The sequence below is a fragment of the Lacrimispora sp. YZC11 genome (genome assembly GCF_057543815.1).
In genome coordinates this window covers 577,171-597,453 of sequence record NZ_BAAJYQ010000006.1, presented here as the reverse complement: position 1 = coordinate 597,453, position 20,283 = coordinate 577,171, and the positions used below count along the sequence as shown (strand labels likewise).

The following is a 20,283-nucleotide window of genomic DNA, read 5'->3' as shown; positions in this document are numbered from 1 at the left end:
CATTACGAGAAAGAAGATATAGGAGTGTGTTCACAATGAGTAAAATAAGAACAAGATACGCACCAAGTCCTACGGGCCGTATGCACGTAGGGAATTTAAGAACTGCATTGTATGCTTACCTGATTGCAAAACATGAAGGCGGTGATTTCCTTCTCCGCATTGAAGATACGGATCAGGAGCGTTTTGTGGAAGGTGCTGTCGAGATTATTTATAGAACCTTAAAAGAGACAGGGCTGAACCATGACGAGGGCCCGGACAAGGATGGCGGCGTAGGCCCCTATGTACAGAGTGAGCGCCAGGCCTCCGGTATTTATTTAGAATACGCGAAAAAGCTTGTAGAAAAAGGGGAAGCTTATTACTGCTTCTGTACCCAGGAAAGGCTGGATTCCCTTAAAAAGACTGTGGATGGCCAGGAGATCATGACTTATGATAAGCACTGCCTCCATCTTTCCAAAGAAGAGGTAGAAGCCAATTTAGCGGCAGGTCAGCCTTATGTTATCCGCCAGAACAATCCTACAGAAGGAACAACTGCTTTCCATGATGAGATATACGGCGACATTTCCGTGGACAACTCGGAGTTAGATGATATGGTCTTAATCAAATCCGACGGATTCCCCACTTATAATTTTGCAAACGTGGTAGATGATCATCTCATGGGAATTACCCATGTAGTGAGAGGAAACGAATACTTATCCTCTTCCCCGAAATATAACCGTCTTTATGCCGCATTTGGCTGGGACGTTCCGGTATATGTACACTGTCCGCTGATCACCAACGAGGAGCACAAGAAGCTGAGTAAGAGAAGCGGCCATTCCTCTTATGAAGACCTGATCATGCAGGGCTTCATTTCCGAAGCTGTTGTGAATTACGTTGCTCTTTTGGGCTGGTCCCCTGTGGGCAACCAGGAGATTTTCTCCCTGGATGATCTGATTAAAGAATTTGACTTCCTCAATATCAGCAAATCCCCTGCAGTTTTCGACATGACCAAGCTGCGTTGGATGAACAGCGAATATATGAAATCTATGGACTTTGAAAGTTTCTACCAATTGGCGGAGCCTTATCTGAAGGCAGTTATTAAGAAAGATCTGGACTTAAAGATGATTGCGGCCATGGTTAAAACAAGAATCGAAGTTTTTCCGGACATTGCAGAACACATTGACTTTTTTGAGACTTTGCCGGAATACGATACTGCCATGTACACCAATAAGAAGATGAAGACAGGCAGCGAAACCTCTCTTGACCTATTGCAGGATGTGCTTCCAATTCTGGAAGCTCAAGAGGATTACAGCAATGGTGCGCTGTATGAAACGCTTTCAAAGTATGTTTCCGAAAAGGAGTATAAAACCGGTTTTGTTATGTGGCCCATCCGCACCGCGGTTTCAGGAAAGCAGATGACCCCCGCAGGCGCTACCGAGATTATGGAGATCCTTGGAAAAGAAGAAACCCTTAGGAGAATTAGAAAGGGAATCGAACTTTTAAGCAATGGGGCTCAATAAGTTATAGTTATAGAAGCAGAGGCTCCGGATATTACCGGACCTCTGCTTTTCTTTGATGGGGTCTGCCGCTTAAGGCATGATTCCAAAATGGAGGAGAACATGAAGGAACAGGTCACATATGAGGGAGCCCAGAAGGAGGCGGTCCTTCACCACAAAGGTCCCATGCTGGTCCTTGCCGGTCCAGGTTCAGGAAAGACCTTTACCATCACCCACCGGATATGTCATTTGATTGAGGCGTACGGTGTGGACCCGACAAATATCCTGGTCATCACATTTACAAAAGCAGCTGCCAGAGAGATGAAGGAACGTTTTGAAAGCCTTGTGGACGGCAGGCCGTCTGCGGTCAGCTTTGGAACCTTCCATGCCATATTTTTCCGGATCCTGAAGTTTGCCTACCGGTACGATGCCCGCAGCATTGTGAGGGAGGAGCAGAGGATCCAGTACATAAAGGAAGCCATGGATAAGAACCAGGTAGAAGTAGAGGATGAGGCGGAATTCGTGACCTCCGTCCTTTCAGAAATCAGCTCCGTAAAAGGAGAGATGATTGACCTGGATCACTATTATTCCAAAAACTGCTCTGAGGAAATATTCAAACAGATCTATCTCACGTATGAGGACCGGCTCCGCAGGGCCAATCTCATTGACTTTGACGACATGATGGTGATGTGCTATGAATTATTTGTCCAGCGGAAGGACATCTTAGACGCGTGGCAGAAAAAGTATCAGTATATCCTGGTGGATGAGTTTCAGGATATTAACCGGGTGCAGTACGAAATTGTCCGGATGCTGGCAGCACCGGAAAATAATCTGTTTATCGTGGGTGATGATGACCAGTCTATCTATCGTTTCCGGGGAGCAAAGCCGGAAATCATGCTGGGTTTTGAAAAGGATTATCAGGGAGCTAAAAAGGTCCTTTTAAATATTAATTTCCGAAGTACCAAAGAAATTGTGGAAGCTGCCGGAAAGCTGATCGCCCACAATGAGATGCGTTTTCCTAAAAGGATCATTACGAAAAAGGGGCATGGAAAGCCGATTGTCACAAGAGTCTGGCAGGACCCCCAGGAGGAAACTATAGAAATTGTCCAGGAAATCATGGCTTATGCAAAGGCAGGGTTTGATTGGCAGGAGATGGCGGTCCTTTACCGGACAAACCTGGGACCAAGGCTTTTGATCGAAAAGTTCATGGAATATAATATCCCCTTTTCCATGAAGGATTCGGTGCCCAACCTATACGACCATTGGATCGCAAAAAACATTATTTCTTATATCCATGCGGCGTCCGGCGATTTATCCAGGGCCAATGTTCTCCAGATCATCAACCGGCCGAACCGCTACATCAGCCGGGACGCGGTGGAAAACAATCCGGTGAACTGGGAAGCGGTAAAATCTTTTTATCAGGATAGGGGCTGGATGGTGGAGCGGATCGAACAGCTGGAATATGATTTAAAGATGATAAGGAATATGGCGCCTGTGGCTGCTGTAAACTATATCAGGAAAGCGGTGGCTTATGACGATTACATCCGGGAATACGCCCAGTACCGGAGAATGAAGCCGGAGGAGCTTTTGGAGGTTTTAGACCAGCTTCAGGAGAGCGCGGCCGGTTATCCCACTGCGGCGGAATGGTTCCGGCATATGAAGGAATATGGAGAAGAATTAAAAGCCCAGGCTCAGTCAGGGGAAGGAAATTCCAGGGGAGTCGCCCTTATGACCATGCACAGCTCCAAGGGCCTGGAATACAGGATCGTCTACATTCTGGATGCCAATGAAGGCGTGACGCCTCACCATAAAGCAGTTCTTCCGGCAGATTTAGAAGAGGAGCGGCGGATGTTTTACGTTGCCATGACAAGACCTAAGGAGCGGCTTCACATCAATTATGTGCGGGAAAGATACAGCAAAAAGCAGGAGGTTTCCCGATTTGTCCGGGAATATCTGGAACGGGAATGACCTTGAATAAGGAAACACCCTGCGGGTATACCTTTATGCCCTAAAAGCATGGGCAGTAATAAGGAAAGGAGAAAGAGATATGAAATCCTGTGTACACATATACTGTGGGGATGGTAAGGGAAAGACAACGGCTGCCATAGGACTGGCCGTGCGCGCCTGCGGCAGCGGGAAACGGGTGCTCATTACCCGATTTTTAAAAACTGATCATTCCGGCGAAGTAAAGGCACTATGCGGGCTTTCCGGAATTACAGTCACGCCCTGTGAGCGGAGCTTTGGCTTTTTTTCCAGGATGTCCCCTGAGCAGAAAAAGGAGGCAGGCATCTACTATTCCCAATTATTGGAGATGACCTTAAACAAGGCGGTAATGGAGAATTATGACCTGCTTGTTCTGGATGAGATCATGGCAGTATGCAATTTTGGTCTTGCAGAGGAAAAAAAGGTTTTGGAGTTTCTCTCTGCACGTCCGGAGGGGCTTGAAGTGGTTCTCACAGGAAGAGATCCCTCAGAAAAGCTTGTAGAAACAGCGGATTATGTGTCGGAAATCAGAAAGGTGAAACATCCATACGACCGAGGAATTTCAGCAAGACAGGGAATTGAATATTAAAGGTAAAATCCCTTGATTTTTGCCGGATTGTTTGATAGAGTGGAAATAGGCGTTAGAAAGCGCCGTACAACTAGATTAAGAAAAAAGAGAGGTATCGGGATGGCACAGGATCCTAATTTAGAGCGAGATGATATGGAACCGCAGGAGGAAATGACAGTTACACTGACCCTGGATAACGGATCAGAGCTGGAGTGCGTAGTACTTACCATTTTCACGGCAGGCGAAAGAGATTATATAGCACTGCTTCCGATGAATGGCCCTGAGGCGGAAGAGGGAGAAGTTTATCTGTACCGTTATTTTGAGAAGGAGGACGGGCAGCCGAATCTTGAAAATATTGAAGATGACGAGGAATATGAGATTGTTGCGGATGCCTTTGACGAATTACTGGACGATGCGGAATATGATGAACTGGTAGACGAAGACGAAGAGTAAACAAAGGAAAAGCCGGGGCAGGTCCTTAAAAGGGACCGGTCCCGGTTTTAAGATTTATATGGAACATGTGTTTATAAAACCTTACAAATCATAGAATACTACTACTAATAATGGAAGTATATGCAGCAAGTATTGCAATCTATAAAACCTGCGTTCTATATACTACTATAATTGTATCTATGGGAAGTGAGGAATATCTGTATGGACAACGAGGCGGTACTTAAGAAAATCGAGGAAATCAACAGAAGCAAAGAGTGGTCTATGTACAGGTTATCAAAAGAAAGTGGGATTGCTCAGTCCACATTGTCCAGTTTGTTTGGAAGAAGAGCCAATATCAGCCTTCCAAAACTCGGCAGGATTTGCAATGCATTTGGTCTAAAAATGTCGGAATTCTTTTCTTTGCTGGAGGAAGAGGCAAAATGCGGGGAATCACGGCAGAATGATTATGAAATCATTGAGATGGTACAAAAGGCGACAATGCTGTCTAAGAATAACAGACGGCTTTTGCGGTCTATGATTATTGTAATGGAAGAACTGGAAAGAGAAAATAGAAGAAAAGGAGAACGGTAAAATGGAAAAAATTGTTGATGCCAGAGGCCTTACTTGCCCTCAGCCGGTTATTAAGGCAAAAGAGGCATTAAAGGATATGGGAGAGGGTACATTGAAGGTCCTTGTGGACAATGAAATTGCTGTTCAGAATGTAATGAAGCTTGGGAATTATGAGGGTGTTGCTCCGGTTTCAGAGAAAAAAGCGGAAGGGGAATATGAAATCCTGTTCCACGTAAACAGAAAATCCGGCAGTATGGAAGAAACGGTCAACGAAGAAGAATGCCTTCCCGATGCCAGAAAAAAAGGCCTTGTAGCGGTACTTTCATCGGATCAGATGGGAGGAGGCAATGAAGAGCTTGGACGCATTCTGATGAAGGGATTTGTTTATGCTCTTACCAAGCTGGAAGAGCTTCCTGAGACGGTTCTCCTTTACAATGGGGGAGCCAGGTTATCCGTGGAAGGCTCTCAGTCCCTGGAGGATCTAAAGAGCTTAGAGGCGCAGGGCGTGGAAATCCTCACCTGCGGAACCTGCCTGAATCATTATGAATTAACAGACAAACTGAAAGTTGGCTCGGTAACCAATATGTATGAAATTGTAGAAAAAATGGCTGGCGCCCGTCTGGTGATCAGGCCTTAACACTCCCGGTTTCATGGGCAGTGGATGGTTTTTATTGACAAAACAGAGGTTTTTGTTCTATAATTCACTCAGCTAATTTTTAACATCACTGGCAGGCTTGACTTGTAGTTACAGTTAAGTCATGCAGAAACATCTGTTTAATTTGTGCGTGGGAGCTTGCTCCTTAAGCACAAATTGTACAAATATTTCTTAGGGCGGACGCCCGGCATGAATAATTTGGCGGTTTACGCATATGTCTTTTAGAAGTACGTTCTATCCGCCAAATTATGAGTGGCATGACTGAGTTGCAATGGTTGTCACCGTTTTATTTGTTTGAGGAGGAGAATTATGGAAAACAATAAAAATGCAGGAAAAAAACCAGCAAAAGCCCCAGAAGAAACGGCAGTTGGAAAAATAGCGGCTGCTGCCAAGAAAGCACCTGTGAAAAAAAGCACTGCGCCAAAGAAAACATCTGTAAAGAAAAAAGAGCCGGAAGTTTCGTTCTTTCTGGAATATTCCGGAAAACAAGTTGCCGCAGGAGAAGTGCTGGAAGCAGTTAAAAAGGATTATCTGTCAAAGCATGAAGACGCTGAAGTGAAAACACTTGAAATATACATAAAACCAGAAGAAGATACCGTTTATTATGCTGTGGACGGAGAAGGCTCCGATCAGTATAAGATCTTATTGTAGTATTTCCGCTGACACTGCCCCGGTATGTTCTTATATCCGGGGTTTGTGCCCGGCAAAAGGTCAGTGCCCGTAAGAAGATTCTTTCTTCCGGGTACTTTCCTTTTTTAACATGGGTTTTTATCTCCGCAATCTCCACATGATTTTAGGAGCCTGGATCCTGCGGTAAAGCTTTTCAAGCAGGATCGTACAGGAGAGAGTAAAAAATATTTCCAAAACTGTGCTCACGATTCCTGTCAGGAAAAAGAGTAAGGCAGACAAAACCGTTATCACCAGTAAGCATTGCAGATAGGGCTGGTAAACCGCCTGATTCATGCAATAGAGCTTCCAGATGATCATATACAGGCAGATAAGAAGAGAAATTGATGCTAAAAAGGATAAAACAACATGAAGGACCGCATGAAAAGGCTGTGAGTCCGGCAGATAAGGCGTGATGACTGCCAGAGCCAGAAGCAAAAGGGCAGTGGTGCTGATCACGGTTTCCTTTCTGTTCCGGGGAAGTCCGCCTATGATCCGTTTTAAAACATAATAAAAATACGTTCCAACGATAACGCCCCATAAAAGAAACAGGTTTTTTCTGGAAGATAAATTTCCTAATACGGAAAAATTCAATGAGAACCAGTCGGTTCCCCAGGCAAACAGAATGGTATATATGGGTATAATGAAGTAAGCAGTAATGGTTATTAAGGACATAAGGCACCTCCGGACAGTCGTCTCTTCCTATTTTGGCACTTACTTCGAAAAATAATGACAGATTGTGTTATTTTTATATAAAAATTAAAATTCAGAGGATAAACAATGATTCAATTACCGGATGAGTTCAGAGAAAAAATGAAAGGGCTTTTAGGAGCAGAGTATGATTCATTTATAGAAAGCTATGATAAGGAACGGGTTCAGGGCTTAAGGGGAAATTCTTTAAAGATTTCCTGAGAGAAATTTGATGAGATCTGCCCATTTCAGTTGAGAAAGATTCCATGGGCAGCCGAAAGATATTATTACCAGTTGGGTTTTCCAAGCTGGCCGGGGGGATTCTTAAAAATCATTATCCCAAAGGCCTCCGTTGGATGTGATTCCAATGAACTGCATGTCCTCAGGTAAGGGCGCCTCAAAAGAAAGAGGCTCCTTTTTGATTGGGTGGAGGAAATCCAGCCGGAAGGAATGAAGGGCCTGGCGAGTGATGTAACGGTAGTCCGGATGATAAAGAAAATCTCCTGGCAGGGGATGGCCGATGGATTTTAAATGGACCCGGATCTGATGGGTGCGGCCGGTTTCCAGACAAAGTCCTGCAAGGGAATGCCCTGTCACAGGGTCATAATAAAGCCGCTTATAATGAGTGCGAGCCTCTTCTCCATTTATCCGGTCCACACACCGCTCAATGGTGGAGCCGTCTACCCGGGAAATGGGAGCGTCAATGGTTCCGCTTAGAGGAAGCATTCCCTGGACAACCGCAAGGTAACGGCGGTGAATCTCTCTTTTTTTCACCATATCTGAAAGAATGCAGGCGCTTAAGGGATTTTTTGCCAGCACTAAAAGCCCGGTGGTATCCCGGTCCAGCCGGTTGATGGCCCGGTAGATAAAGGCCTCGTTTTTTTCTTTAAAATAATATGCGATTCCGTTGGCAAGGGTATGATCAAAATTACCCTGGGACGGATGGATAGGAACGCCGGCTGCCTTGTTGATGACCAGGATATGTTCATCCTCGTACTGAATTTGAATCGGCATGGGTGTGGGAACAATATTCTTAGAGCTTTCTTCCTCACAGATAAAGACAGATAAAAGCTCTCCCGGCTTAAGAACCCGAGTCGTATAGACAGGCTCTCCTTCCACCGTTATTCCGTTTGACCTGTTCCGAAGCTGCCGGATCAGGCTCTGGGAATATCCCAGGTTTAAGAGATACTGTTTCACGGTCATATCTTCAAGGGTCTGTTTTATGGTATAAGTCATAGTCATTTTCATAAACCGATTCTATCATGCAGGGTTGTGATTGACAAGGAGAATCTATGGGTTATAATTAGCTGGTAGAAATTGAAAAAAGGGGGTTTGATGATGTTTGATCAGGATATTTATGAAGTATTGGAAATGGAATTTGAAAGAAACCACATAATGGAAGATGTGGATGAGGTTCTGCTTGATTTGGCCGAAGCAATTGCTGACAGGGGGATTATGGATAAAGAATTGGTTTTGACGGAATCCTATGGTAAGACACAGATTCAGGTGTCCGGAGTCTGCTCCGATGAAGAGGGGGAAGTGAACGTTCTCATTAAACAGGTGCGGATTGGAAAACAGGAATTTGAAATTAATGATTATTTTCTATAAGGTGAAAGCAGGGCGGAAGAAATGGAGGCAGCATACTCATGATGAAAATCAAACAGGAATATTCGCCAAAGGAGCTGGGGATCGATCTTCTGTGCGATCTGGTGGGAGCATTTTTATTTAATATTGGAATCTATAATTTTGCGGTAAATGCGGAATTCGCTCCGGTAGGAGTATCCGGTATCGCACTGATTCTGCGCCATCTGTTCGGTCTGCCAATGGGCATTACCAGCATGGTTCTTAACATTCCCATCGTGTTAGTCAGTTACAAGCTTTTGGGAAGGCGGTTTTTGCTCCGTTCCATGAAGAGTATGGTCATCTTTGCCCTTGTGCTGGACTATGTAGTTCCTTATCTTCCGGTTTATCTGGGAAATCCCTTGTATGCTTCTGCCTGCACCGGAATTTTTTCCGGTCTGGGGCTGACCATCGTCTATTTAAGAAACTGTTCCACAGGAGGCACGGACTTTCTGGTCATGGCGATCCGGAAGATTTTTCCTCACCTGACCATTGGTCAGATATCTCTTGTGGTGGATGCCATAGTAATCATTGCCGGAGGTTTGGTGTTCCGCAATTTAGATGCGGTCATCCTGGGTATGCTCTCCACCATAGTGACCACCATGGTAATCGACAAGATCATGTATGGCCTGGGAGCCGGAAAGCTGGTTTTTGTGGTCACCTTCCATGCGATAGAGGTGGCTCAGAGAATCGAGGAAAATACCGGACGGGGCTGCACGTTTCTTCAGGGCCAGGGCTCCTATTCCCTGGATGAAAAGAAAGTGATCATGTGTGCCTGCAACAACAGCCAGGTGGTGCCTATCCGCCGTGCGATCCACGAAATAGACAAGGAAGCATTCCTCATTATTACGGATTCCAATGAGGTTTATGGAGAAGGATTTAAAGCCATTGAAGGGCAGCTTTAGGCTAAGGGTGTATCTGAAAACATAGCAGTTTTCAGATACACCCTTATTTTATGCCGGATTTCCCGTGTCCGGATGTATGGTCTACGATGGCGTCTTTTTTTAAAAAGCTGGCTCTTTTGACGCTGTCTGTCCCGAATTTGCTGCGGATATGATCCACTGCCTTTTCCATTTCCTTCATCTTGCGGACTTGCTCGGACTCAAAAAGATTAAGCTGGCAAAAGCCTTCCTCTGAAATCTTGGTGGTACGCACGCCGATTAATCGCAGGGGGGTGCGGTCCCAAAGCTCTTTAAGCAGCTTACAGGCGTTTTCATAAATCACTGTGGTGGAGTCTGTAGGATTGTTTAAGGTCATCTGATGGGACTTGGTATTAAAATTCCAGTCCTTGATCTCCACACAGACGCAGTCGCTCATGACATGATCTGCACGTAGGCGGGCACCTACGGTCTCACTTAATGAAAGAAGTACCTGGCAGGCAATGTCAAAGTCGTTTATATCATGGGAAAGGGTGGTGCTGTTTCCGTAGCCCTTATTTAAGGGCTCCCGCTCTTCCACGGGAGAGGTATCAATGCCCAGGGCATAATCATGGATCAGCAGGGCATACTTTTCCCCCAGCAGGGGCTTTAAGTGGCTTACGTTGCAGGCCGCAAGCTCCCCTATCGTGTGTATGCCGATGCCTTCCAGCTTTTTCTGGGCGGAATGGCCCACAAAAAACAGTTCCCGAATGGGGAGGGGCCACATTTTGGAAGGTATTTCATGGGCAAACAGGGTGTGGCAGAGATTGGGCTTCTTAAAATCCGAGGCCATCTTAGCCAGGAGCTTGTTGGGAGCGATACCGACGTTCACCGTGAACCCCAGGTTCCGCCAGATCCTTTCCCGTATCTGGTTTGCCACTTCAAGCGGGGAGCCAAAGAGGTGGATGGTGGAGGTCATGTCGAGAAAGGCTTCGTCAATGCTGAATTTTTCAATATCAGGGGTGTAATCGGACAAAAGCTCCATCAGTTCCCGGGATTTTCTTAGGTAAACATCAAACCGGGCCGGAACAACGGTCATGGCAGGGCACTTGCGCAGAGCCTGGGTGATGGGTTCCCCGGTTGTTATTCCAAATGCTTTCGCGGGCGTGGATTTTGCCAGAACGATCCCATGCCTTAAAGAGGCGTCACCGCCTACTGCCGATGGAATGGTGCGTAAATCCAGGGCACCTGGGTCAGCTTCCAGACGGCTGACAGATTCCCAGCTTAAATATGCGGAATTTACGTCTATGTGAAAAACTAAGGGTTCCGGTACCATATCCGTCTCTCCTTTGACATAATTTACTTAATAAAGGCAAGCCTTAATTCAGCCTGAATTTTACCCTAAAGGGCATTTAAAGAATCGAATTTCCTTTTCTCTCATTATACCGAAAATACGTTCGGAAAGTAAAGGGAATAATTAAAAAAACTGCGGAATAGGATAAATTAAATTCATGGGGGAGGCTCTTTCATGAGGCATGCCATAGGAATACTGCTGGCAGCAGTGTTTGTCTTTCTTATAGGGACAGGAACTGCTGCGGTCAGGCTGGCAGGAAAAGAGGCCGTAAATGAGAACACAACAGTAACAGAGGAGAAAGGAGAAAAAAACGCACCGGTTCAGACAAAGGATGAGCTAAATCTTTATGCCCAATCAGCAGTTTTGATGGATGCCTCTACCGGCCGCATTTTATACGGAAAAAATGAGAATCTGGTCCGTCCCATGGCCAGCACCACAAAAATCATGACCTGCATCCTCGCTTTGGAGCATGGGAATCTTTCTGACACAGTAACTGCCAGCCAGAATGCGGCTTCCCAGCCTAAGGTCCATCTAGGGGTCTATAAGGGAGAGAAGTTTCTACTTAAGGATTTACTTTACAGCCTTATGCTGGAATCCCATAATGACGCTGCCATGATGATCGCAGAGCACGTAGGAGGGAGCCAGGAGGGATTTGCCAGGCTGATGAACCAAAAAGCCAGGGATTTAGGCTGTGAAGATACATATTTTATCACACCCAATGGTCTTGATGCCAAAGAAGAAAAGGATGGACAGGTGAAGCTGCATTCTACAACGGCAGCGGATTTAGCCAGGATTATGAACTACTGCATCGGTCAGTCGCAAAAAAAGGAGGAATTCTTAGAGATTACGGCAACAAGAAGTTATTCCTTTGCTGACCTTGAAGGAAAACGCTTCTTTTCCTGTAATAACCACAATACCCTTCTGGGGATGATGGACGGGGCGTTTTCAGGAAAGACAGGATTTACCGGAGGAGCCGGCTATTCATATGTGGGAGCAGTCCAGGATGACGGAAGGACCTATACCATTGCTCTTCTAGGCTGCGGCTGGCCGCCCCATAAGGCCTATAAATGGTCAGATGCAAGAAAGTTGTTTCAGTACGGGATGGAACGCTTTCATTTGAAGAATGTTTATAAAGATGTAAGCCTTCCTGATATTCCGGTAAAAGGGGGGATTCCTTCCTCCGGCCGCCTGGATGAACCGGTCATGATAGCCTGCGGCATTGGCGGAGAGGAAGAGAAGACCATAAACCTTCTTCTGGCGGATGAGGAGGAGGTCACGGTGCAGACAGAGATTCCAAAGGAATTAAATGCACCGGTGCGTAAGGGACAGACGGTGGGAAATGTCATTTACCGCTTAAACGGAGAAGTCATTAAAAGCTATCCGGTATATTTAACCGAAGGGGCGGACCGCCTGACTACGTTTTGGTGTATTAAAAATATTTTCATTAAATATCTGTCCATGCCGGGGGTCATGGGAATTATCCCTGACCTATAGGATACGTGTAAAAGGAGGAAGGAAACGTCAGCGTTTCCTTCCTCCTTTCTGTTCTCTATTAACGGCAGGTCTGTTCACATTCCGGTTTAAAGGAAATACGGTATTGATCCGGTGTCTTAGATTTATAAAAAACTGTCCAGTGGGAATCATATCATATTAAATTGATGTTTCAAGCACTGAATGAAATAAGGACAGGATCGGCAGAAAATAAATTGTATAAAACGATGGCACATGGTATATTAAGAGTGTTTGTTTATACAAGGAAAGGAAATTACAAAAGTATGAATATGAAAAAAATCGCAACAGTGCTTGTGGGAAATACCATTTATGCCCTGGCTGTATCCCTGTTCATTCTGCCGGGGGGGCTGATCACAGGCGGAACGACTGGACTTGCTTTGGTGGCCCATCACCAGTTCGGGATTCCCGTAGCTGCTTTTGTGGGAGCCTTTAATATTATAATGTTTGTGGTGGGAGCCTTGTTTTTGGGAAGGCAGTTTGCATTTACCACCATGATCAGCACCTTTTATTATCCGTTTATTTTGGGGATATTTGAAAATCTGTTCGGTCAGGCGGCAATGACAGATGACCGGATGCTGGCAACTGTTTTTTCCGGACTTTTAATCGGCGTGGGAATCGGCATGGTGATAAGGGCCGGTGCTTCCACCGGCGGAATGGATATTCCCCCTTTGATCCTGAACAAAAAATGGAATCTGTCCGTATCCATGACCATGTCGGTTTTTGACTGTCTGATCCTGCTGTCACAGATGATATTTTCCAATAAGGAGCAGATCCTTTACGGAATCCTGCTGGTGCTATCCTATAGCACGGTGCTTGATAAGGTGCTTTTGATCGGCCGCAATCAGATGCAGGTAAAAATCATAAGCGAAAAGTATGAAGAGATCAGTCAGGCCATCCAATCCCGGATGGACAGAGGAACCACCCTGCTTGCCAGTGAAGGAGGGTATTTAAGAAAAGCTTCCTTTACGGTTCTTACCGTAATTTCAGGGAGGCAGCTTTCAAAGGTCAATGAACTGGTCATGGGGATCGATCCTAATGCATTCATGATCATCAACCAGGTCAATGAGGTGCGGGGAAGAGGATTCACCCTCCATAAAGAATATAAATAATGGATAAAGAACCGACGAGAATCTTACAGAAAGATGACTAAGGTTTACGGTTTTAGAAACTCTATTGACTTATCATCCTGACAGGTGCTATACTGTGCCCGGATTAGAAAATGGACGCAGGGAGGAATCGGAAAAATGCTGAAAAAGAAAATCAGTTTATTTTGTTTGGCCGTTGCGTTTGCTGTGTTGTTTACAGCTGGCTGCGGCAGGAAGCAAGCTGCAGATTTGGGCGGAGCTCCTTCGGAAGCGGCAAAAACAGAAACTGCGGCCGACAGGATGGAGAAATTAAGGACGGAAGATAATGCGGATGATGAGACTGTTCCGGAAGAGGATGTGAACCAGTCAGGGCCGGGAATAGAGGCCGTGGAAAGTGAGGAAAGCGCCGGGACGGAAAAAAAAGTGGAGGCGTTTGCTGAAAAGATCCAGGAAACGGTAGGAGACCGGGATCTGCAGGCATTTGCGGACCTTCTGTTTTATCCCTGTACTTTCATAACAGGCGATGGGGAGACAATCACCTTTAACAACCGGGAAGACTTATTTAAGCAAAACCCTGACATGGTGTTTGGAGATGACTTAATGGTAGCGGTAGCCAATGTGGATACGGTTTCACTGAAGATGACGGATAAAGGCGTGATCATGGGAGAAGGAACATCGAAAATCACCTTCCAGGAAAGACAAGATGGAAGCTTTGGGATAACAGAAATCAAGGAATAAGACAGAATGAAAGAGAATGTAACTTTACATGAGATGCTTTCTTTCCGTGAAAAGAAAGTAGGAATGCAGGAAGCACTTCGAAGAAAGCACGATAAGGCCACGATTGTGGCTCTAGGAATGAATATTCCCGGCCCAACAAAAACCTCTCCCGGCATCCTTGTGGCATTTTCCGCAGGGGGAGAGGAATTGGACAGCCTTTTTTTTGAAAATGGGCTGACTGTGTTGGAAGAGACCGTGGTAAAAGAGAAGGCTGGTTACTTAAAGCTCTATGCAGTGAAAAGCCTTGATCCCCTTCTTGTGAAAAGATTAACGGTTCGCATGGAAGAAACCCATCCTCTTGGAAGGCTGTTTGATATTGACGTATACGATGAGGCAGGAAACGGGATCGGCAGAGCAGAATTAGGATCCCCTGTGCGGAAATGCCTGATATGTGAAAAAAATGCAAAGCTATGCGGCCGCAGCCGGAGCCATACGGTGGAGGAACTTTACGGACGTGTTGAGAGCATCATAGATTCCTGGTTGAAAGGGGGCAGATGAAAATCTGCCCCCTTTCTTAATAAATTTTAAGGTTCCTTTTTTCCCTGATTAAGATTCTCCCTATAAAATGAAGATATAGTAAATAAAAGGGAGGCTTTAAGCAAAATGGAGATAAAAAAACCAGCCATGGCCGGTACATTGGAATCAAGTGACTGTCAGGTGACTGTTGAGCCAGGTGATGGTAAAATCGATTTTGTACTGGAAAGCGCAGTAATAAACCAGTATGGCAACAAGATCCGGAAGGTGATCATGGAGACTCTTAAGAATCTGGGAATCAATAATGTGAGGATCACGGTTGTTGATAAGGGAGCACTGGACTGCACCATTAAGGCGCGTGTGGAAGGAGCGGTATCCCGTTCCACGGACCAGTTCGAAAATATTCTCTGGGGAGGCATAAGGAAACGATGAATCCGAATAAGAAACGGCTCAGAAGAACCATGATGTTTTTAAATGCCCAAAAGCCGGGCCTCATTAAAGATCCGTATATTTATAAACCAGATTCCATTATGCTGGATTTGGAGGATGCGGTCGCAGAAAACCAGAAGGATGCAGCAAGATTTTCCCTCTATCATGCACTTTTGGAGATCGATTACAGGGACTGTGAGCGGGTGGTCCGGATCAATGGTCTGGATACCCCATATTGGAAGGAGGATATCCGCTGTGCGGTTGCAGGCGGCTGTGATGCGATCCGGGTTCCTAAAACAGAAAGGCCTGAGGAGATAAAAGCAGTGGAAGCGGAGATCCGGATTGCAGAAGAGGATTTCGGCATTCCGGAAGGAAGGACCCTCATTATGGCAGCTATTGAATCCGCAAGAGGGGTGGTTAAGGCGCTGGAGGTTTGTGAGGCTTCCGGGCGGCTGTTTGGAATCGCACTTTCCGGCGGGGACTATACCAAAGACCTTCAGACCTATATTACAGGAACCGGAATTGAGCTGATGGGAGCCAGACAGAACTTAATCATAGCGGCCAGGGCAGCAAAGATCCAGTGCTTTGATACCGTTTATACCAACCTTGATGATATGGAAGGCTTCCGGCGGGATGTGGAAACTATTCATTTGATGGGGTTTGACGGGAAATCCATTATCAATCCGCGTCAGATTCCGGTTGTCCATGAGATCTTTACGCCTTCACAGAAGAATATTACGTTTGCAGAAAAGGTCGTTAAGGAAATCGAGGACAAACGTGCAATGGGAATTGGCGTATTTACCGTAGACGGAAAGATGATCGACATTGCATTCTATGACGGGGCCAGGAGAACTATAGAGCTTGCCAAGGCCTCCGGTGTATATAAAGGAGATTTGTAAGATGATTAATGCAGTAGGGAGAGAGATTCCGGAAGAAATCTTAAAATTGACAGGAAAAAAACCTTTTATGGGAGTTCATCACTTTGATGGATATGAGTATAAAAAAGACGGTCCGGTGACAAAGTGCATGATCAATTCGGAGGAAAGCAAGCTGGCGGACAGCATTCACGGCTGTCTGGTAAAATGCGGGATCAAGGATGGCATGACCCTGGGCTTTCATCACCATTTCCGGGAAGGCGATTATGTGGTAAACATGGTGATGGAGGAGGTCCACAACATGGGAGTCAAGGATATCACCATCTGTGCAAGCTCTCTTGGCAAGGCCCATGATAAACTGGTGGATTACATTGAAGATGGGACCATTACCGGAATACAGTCTTCCGGTGTCAGAGGGAAGATCGGCAGGGCCATATCGGAAGGAAAATTAAATGGCCTGGCAATTATGCGTTCCCACGGTGGCAGAGTCCGCGCCATTGAAACCGGAGAGGTGAGGATCGATATCGCATTTATCGGTGCCCCCACCTGTGATGACTATGGAAACTGCAGGGGCATCGGCGGAAAGTCGGATTGCGGGGTTCTCTCCTATTCCATGGTGGACGCAGATTACGCCGATAAGGTGGTCGCAATCACGGACTGCCTGGTGCCATTCCCAAACTTCCCCGCCCATATTTCCATGACAAAAGTAGATTATGTGGTAGTTGTTGATGAGATTGGTAATCCGGAGAAGATTGCAACCGGGGCCGCAAAACCCACCACAGATATGCGCAAGCTTATGATGGCCGATTACTGTACCCAGTTTGTCGTCAATACCCCGTATTTTAAGGAAGGATTTTCTTACCAGACCGGGGTAGGCGGAGCTTCCATCGCCTCCACCATTTCTCTTGCAAAAATCATGAAGGAGAGAAATGTGCGCATGCGCTTCGGGGTAGGAGGCCTTACAAAGCCCATGTGCGACTTATTGGAGAACAATCAGGTAGATGCCCTGTTAGATACCCAGGATTTTGATCTGGATGCAGTGGAATCCGTCATCAATCCCAAACATTTTCGAATCAGTGCCGGAGAATATGCGGATCCCTTTAACAAAGGGGCCGTTGTAAACAAGTTGGATTTTGTAATTCTGGCTGCCCTGGAAGTAGATGTGAATTTTAACTGCAATGTAGTGGTGGGTTCTGACGGCATGATCACCGGCGCTCAGGGAGGGCATCCGGACACTGCGGCCGGAGCAAAATGTACCATAGTGATCTCTCCATTGCTGCAGGGAAGGATTCCGGCTGTTTGCTCAGAGGTCACAACGGTTACGACTCCCGGCGAATCCATTGATGTGGTGATCACGGATTATGGCATTGCAATTAATCCGGGAAGGCAGGATTTGATCCAGTGCATGAAAGACGTGGAACTGCCGTTTAAGACCATAGAGGAACTGCGGGACATCGCATACTCCATTGCGGGAGAACCGGAAAAGGTGCAGTTTGATGAAAAAATTGTAGGAATCATCGAGGGCCGGGATGGTACCATCATGGATGTGGTGCGTAAGATCAAGGAGTTTCAGTTTGCAGGAGAATAAACAATGAATAGCAGTTCTGGTGTGAATTTTAAAGGGGCATTGGAAAAGGCGGCTTTCCACATCGGGAACATGGCTTACCAGGCTATGCTTGAAGAGGTTTATACGACGCCCAAGCCCGGCCTGGTGGATCTATATTCTGCAGGTGCCCATAAAGACATGGACGTTACTTCCTTTGAGAGGAGTGCCAAAGCCCTGGAGCCGTATTTTGCCTCTATGGCCTTAGAGGGCATGAGCCTTTTGCACACGCCGGGGCTGCTGTTTGAACGCATCCGCCGGATTGGCCTGTCCGCAGAGAAGGCCATGTACAAGGCTACGGCAGGAGTGAATACCCATAAGGGGATGATCTTTCACATGGGAATCTTAAGTGCGGCCGCCGGAGCATGCATTGGAAGGCAGAGAGCTGTGACCATAGAATGCCTGGTAAAGATGGAGCAAGCCATGGTAAGAGAGACTCTGGTAAAGGAAGTGGAGGAAATGCAGTCCCTGAACCAATGTAGGATTACGGGTGCAAGGGGAGAGGCCATAAGCGGCTATGCTTCCGTACGCGGCATCGCCCTTCCCATCATGGCAAAAGGACTTAAGGAAGGCAGGGACTGGAATCAGATCAAACTGGAAACTTTGTTTATGCTCATGAGCCGGGTAGAGGATTCCAACATCATTGCAAGGCATGATCCGTCCGTCCTTTTGAAGGTTCAGTGCACGGCAAGGAATTTTCTCCGTGCCGGAGGGGCTTACGGGGATAAAGATATGGTGATGCTGAAACGAATGGATGCGGATTTTATAAAGAGAAATATAAGCGCCGGAGGGTGTGCGGATCTTCTGGCTGTGGCAATTTTCATGAATGAACTGGTAAAAGTGCCGGTGATGGGGAGGATTCTATGGAATTCGTAAAGCTGGAAGGAAGGCCGTTAAAAGGTAAAGAGCTGGAACTGTTAAAGGATTTTTTAAAACGGAATGACCTGGACTATGACCAGGGAATCGAATACAGCGTATGTCTCCTTGATGAGAATTACCGGATCCAGGCTACCGGCTCAGCGGAGCAGAATGTTTTAAAATGCATTGCAGTTGATAAAAGCGTAAGAGGAACCGGCCTGACCGGGTCGGTCATCTCATGTTTGACCCAGTATGAATTTGAGAACGGCAGATCCCATATTCTTATGTACACAAAACCGGAAAACAGGGAAATGTTTGAGGATCTTGGATTTTTTACGGTGCTACTGACCGATGATGTCCTTTTTATGGAAAACAGGAAGAGCGGGTTCAAAGAGTTTGTGAACCGTCTGATCTCAGAGTCTCCGGCTGAGGCGCTGAAACCAGGCATGGTCATCGGCTCCATCGTTGCCAATTGCAATCCATTTACTTATGGCCACCGGTATCTGGTTGAACAGGCCCTTAACTGCTGTGACTATGTCCATGTACTGGTTCTTGCCGATAACAGAAGCAGTTTTGGAGCGGATGAACGATTTTTTATGGTACGGGAAGGAATCAAAGACCTTCCCCGTGCGGTTGTTCACCAGGCAGCTGATTATGTCATCTCCGCAGCGACCTTTCCAACTTATTTTATGAAGGAAAAGGTCCATGCGGTAAGAGCCGGCTGCCGCCTGGATTTAGAGCTTTTCGGCAGGCGCATCGCCCCGGCTCTTGGGATAACAAAGCGCTTCGTAGGAACAGAACCAGTATGCGCAGTCACCGGTCATTACAATGAGGAAATGAAAAAGATCCTGCCCCGGTATGGAATCTCGGTATCGGAATTCGAGAGGATGTGTTCCGGGGGAGAGGCAATCAGTGCATCTGCAGTCCGGAAATGGTATGAAAAGGGAGACTTTGAAGGATTAAAGGGCCTGGTGCCTGAAACGACACTGGAATACCTTGAACAGAAAAAAAAAGGCCGGAGGCCTACGGGATAAACCGGTATCCAAGGCCTCTGACTGTTACGATATGGACCGGCTTTTGCCGGTCTTCTTCGATTTTACCACGCAGGCGGTTGATATACACCATGATGGAGTTATCGTCTATGGCAACACTGTTTCCCCACACATGATCGTAAATCATGTCTTTTGTAAATACCTGGCCCGGATGCTTTAAGAACAGCAGCATCAGACTGCTTTCTTTGGAAGAAAGTACAATCTCTCTTCCGTTTTTATAAAACCGCATGGTAGAATTATTGTAAGTGAAAGATCCGCATTCCAGGATATCCGAGCTTTCTAACATCTGATTTTTGTTCCGGCGGATCAGCGCTTTTACCTTGGCTCCCAGAACCAGGGGACGGAATGGCTTGGTTATGTAATCATCGGCGCCGACAGAAAGTCCGTAAAGTGAATCGTAATCCTCGTTCCTTCCGCTTACGATCATAACCGGAGTCTGGTTGCCCTGGCTGCGCAGTCGTTTGATGACCTCAAAGCCTTCCATATCACCCAGCATCACGTCCATGAGGATCATATCGTAAGTGTGGTTTTTGAGTTGATTCAGTGCGGCAATTCCACTGTCCGCGACGTTGGTTTCCAAATCATTGCTGTGCATGACTTTCTCCAATAACTTGCAGACTGCCGGATCGTCATCCACAATTAATACTTTATCAGACATAGCTTCCCCCTAAGATTAAATTTATGTAGAAAAATATCGAAATAATTCTAAAATTATTATAATATTAACCCGGAGACAAGTCAATGAGGAACA

Annotated in this window: 24 protein-coding genes; 20 read left to right on the top strand and 4 right to left on the bottom strand. The window is 46.2% G+C overall.

Annotated elements, in window-relative coordinates:
• The first annotated feature begins 35 nt into the window (after positions 1-35).
• The 7 genes from gltX (at position 36) to AC27IJ_RS08995 (ending at position 6,331) form a co-directional block, all read left to right on the top strand.
• Complete coding sequence (gltX, locus tag AC27IJ_RS09025; RefSeq protein WP_312442228.1) at positions 36-1,496, top strand: glutamate--tRNA ligase; 1,461 nt, start codon at positions 36-38, stop codon at positions 1,494-1,496.
• A 99-nt stretch (positions 1,497-1,595) separates the two neighbouring features.
• Positions 1,596-3,440 (top strand): ATP-dependent helicase, encoded by a 1,845-nt coding sequence (locus tag AC27IJ_RS09020; RefSeq protein WP_312442229.1) that lies wholly within the window; start codon positions 1,596-1,598, stop codon positions 3,438-3,440.
• Positions 3,441-3,519: 79 nt separating this feature from the next.
• Positions 3,520-4,044 (top strand): cob(I)yrinic acid a,c-diamide adenosyltransferase, encoded by a 525-nt coding sequence (locus AC27IJ_RS09015; RefSeq protein ID WP_312442230.1) that lies wholly within the window; start codon positions 3,520-3,522, stop codon positions 4,042-4,044.
• A gap of 99 nt (positions 4,045-4,143) precedes the next feature.
• Positions 4,144-4,476: a DUF1292 domain-containing protein gene (locus AC27IJ_RS09010; RefSeq protein WP_312442231.1), complete on the top strand. Its 333-nt coding sequence runs from the start codon at positions 4,144-4,146 to the stop codon at positions 4,474-4,476.
• A 201-nt stretch (positions 4,477-4,677) separates the two neighbouring features.
• Entirely contained in the window at positions 4,678-5,046 is a 369-nt protein-coding gene (locus AC27IJ_RS09005) for a helix-turn-helix domain-containing protein (RefSeq protein WP_312442233.1), read from the top strand.
• 1 nt (position 5,047) lies between these two features.
• Entirely contained in the window at positions 5,048-5,662 is a 615-nt protein-coding gene (gene yedF, locus AC27IJ_RS09000; RefSeq protein ID WP_313257499.1) for a sulfurtransferase-like selenium metabolism protein YedF, read from the top strand.
• Positions 5,663-5,989: 327 nt separating this feature from the next.
• A complete protein-coding gene (locus AC27IJ_RS08995; protein ID WP_313257497.1) occupies positions 5,990-6,331 on the top strand; it encodes a DUF6465 family protein in 342 nt (113 codons plus the stop codon).
• A gap of 117 nt (positions 6,332-6,448) precedes the next feature.
• Here AC27IJ_RS08995 and AC27IJ_RS08990 read toward each other — a convergent pair whose 3' ends face one another.
• A complete protein-coding gene (locus AC27IJ_RS08990) occupies positions 6,449-7,021 on the bottom strand; it encodes a hypothetical protein (protein WP_313152526.1) in 573 nt (190 codons plus the stop codon).
• A 105-nt stretch (positions 7,022-7,126) separates the two neighbouring features.
• Between AC27IJ_RS08990 and AC27IJ_RS08985 the strand changes: the two genes are divergently transcribed.
• Both AC27IJ_RS08985 and AC27IJ_RS08980 read left to right on the top strand, forming a co-directional pair.
• Positions 7,127-7,258, top strand: a complete 132-nt coding sequence (locus AC27IJ_RS08985; RefSeq protein ID WP_312442237.1) for a hypothetical protein — start codon at positions 7,127-7,129, stop codon at positions 7,256-7,258.
• Between the two features lie 44 nt (positions 7,259-7,302).
• Positions 7,303-7,398 carry a methyltransferase RsmF C-terminal domain-like protein gene (locus AC27IJ_RS08980; RefSeq protein ID WP_442913615.1) on the top strand — a complete coding sequence of 32 codons (96 nt, stop codon included), beginning with the start codon at positions 7,303-7,305 and terminating at the stop codon, positions 7,396-7,398.
• Here the strand turns inward: AC27IJ_RS08980 and AC27IJ_RS08975 are convergent.
• Positions 7,361-8,284 carry an RluA family pseudouridine synthase gene (locus AC27IJ_RS08975; protein ID WP_487148465.1) on the bottom strand — a complete coding sequence of 308 codons (924 nt, stop codon included), beginning with the start codon at positions 8,282-8,284 and terminating at the stop codon, positions 7,361-7,363. The two genes, AC27IJ_RS08980 and AC27IJ_RS08975, sit on opposite strands and share 38 nt — an antisense overlap.
• Before the next feature lie 87 nt (positions 8,285-8,371).
• Between AC27IJ_RS08975 and AC27IJ_RS08970 the strand changes: the two genes are divergently transcribed.
• Positions 8,372-8,644 carry a U-box domain-containing protein 56 gene (locus AC27IJ_RS08970; protein ID WP_312442239.1) on the top strand — a complete coding sequence of 91 codons (273 nt, stop codon included), beginning with the start codon at positions 8,372-8,374 and terminating at the stop codon, positions 8,642-8,644.
• Positions 8,645-8,682: 38 nt separating this feature from the next.
• A complete protein-coding gene (locus AC27IJ_RS08965) occupies positions 8,683-9,561 on the top strand; it encodes a YitT family protein (protein ID WP_312500999.1) in 879 nt (292 codons plus the stop codon).
• A gap of 43 nt (positions 9,562-9,604) precedes the next feature.
• Here the strand turns inward: AC27IJ_RS08965 and AC27IJ_RS08960 are convergent, their stop codons facing one another.
• Positions 9,605-10,849 carry a DNA polymerase Y family protein gene (locus AC27IJ_RS08960; RefSeq protein ID WP_487148462.1) on the bottom strand — a complete coding sequence of 415 codons (1,245 nt, stop codon included), beginning with the start codon at positions 10,847-10,849 and terminating at the stop codon, positions 9,605-9,607.
• Positions 10,850-11,041: 192 nt separating this feature from the next.
• Between AC27IJ_RS08960 and AC27IJ_RS08955 the strand changes: the two genes are divergently transcribed.
• The 9 genes from AC27IJ_RS08955 (at position 11,042) to citC (ending at position 19,514) form a co-directional block, all read left to right on the top strand.
• Positions 11,042-12,361: a serine hydrolase gene (locus AC27IJ_RS08955; protein ID WP_487148460.1), complete on the top strand. Its 1,320-nt coding sequence runs from the start codon at positions 11,042-11,044 to the stop codon at positions 12,359-12,361.
• Positions 12,362-12,642: 281 nt separating this feature from the next.
• The gene (locus AC27IJ_RS08950) at positions 12,643-13,488 is read left to right on the top strand and encodes a YitT family protein (RefSeq protein ID WP_487148458.1); all 846 of its coding nucleotides are present in this window, start codon (positions 12,643-12,645) and stop codon (positions 13,486-13,488) included.
• A gap of 135 nt (positions 13,489-13,623) precedes the next feature.
• Complete coding sequence (locus AC27IJ_RS08945; RefSeq protein WP_312442244.1) at positions 13,624-14,202, top strand: hypothetical protein; 579 nt, start codon at positions 13,624-13,626, stop codon at positions 14,200-14,202.
• A gap of 6 nt (positions 14,203-14,208) precedes the next feature.
• A complete protein-coding gene (gene citX / locus AC27IJ_RS08940) occupies positions 14,209-14,739 on the top strand; it encodes a citrate lyase holo-[acyl-carrier protein] synthase (RefSeq protein WP_487148456.1) in 531 nt (176 codons plus the stop codon).
• 105 nt (positions 14,740-14,844) lie between these two features.
• The gene (citD, locus tag AC27IJ_RS08935) at positions 14,845-15,147 is read left to right on the top strand and encodes a citrate lyase acyl carrier protein (RefSeq protein WP_312501003.1); all 303 of its coding nucleotides are present in this window, start codon (positions 14,845-14,847) and stop codon (positions 15,145-15,147) included.
• Positions 15,144-16,043, top strand: coding sequence for an aldolase/citrate lyase family protein (locus AC27IJ_RS08930; RefSeq protein WP_313257489.1), 900 nt, complete (start codon positions 15,144-15,146; stop codon positions 16,041-16,043). The genes citD and AC27IJ_RS08930 overlap by 4 nt, the downstream gene beginning before the upstream one ends.
• Before the next feature lies 1 nt (position 16,044).
• Positions 16,045-17,607 carry a citrate lyase subunit alpha gene (gene citF / locus AC27IJ_RS08925; RefSeq protein WP_312442249.1) on the top strand — a complete coding sequence of 521 codons (1,563 nt, stop codon included), beginning with the start codon at positions 16,045-16,047 and terminating at the stop codon, positions 17,605-17,607.
• 3 nt (positions 17,608-17,610) lie between these two features.
• Positions 17,611-18,498 carry a triphosphoribosyl-dephospho-CoA synthase gene (locus AC27IJ_RS08920; protein WP_487148453.1) on the top strand — a complete coding sequence of 296 codons (888 nt, stop codon included), beginning with the start codon at positions 17,611-17,613 and terminating at the stop codon, positions 18,496-18,498.
• Positions 18,486-19,514, top strand: a complete 1,029-nt coding sequence (gene citC / locus AC27IJ_RS08915) for a [citrate (pro-3S)-lyase] ligase (RefSeq protein WP_312501006.1) — start codon at positions 18,486-18,488, stop codon at positions 19,512-19,514. Before AC27IJ_RS08920 ends, citC begins: the two co-directional genes overlap by 13 nt.
• Here the strand turns inward: citC and AC27IJ_RS08910 are convergent.
• Positions 19,504-20,190 carry a response regulator transcription factor gene (locus tag AC27IJ_RS08910; protein WP_312442253.1) on the bottom strand — a complete coding sequence of 229 codons (687 nt, stop codon included), beginning with the start codon at positions 20,188-20,190 and terminating at the stop codon, positions 19,504-19,506. The two genes, citC and AC27IJ_RS08910, sit on opposite strands and share 11 nt — an antisense overlap.
• Between the last annotated feature and the right edge of the window lie 93 nt (positions 20,191-20,283).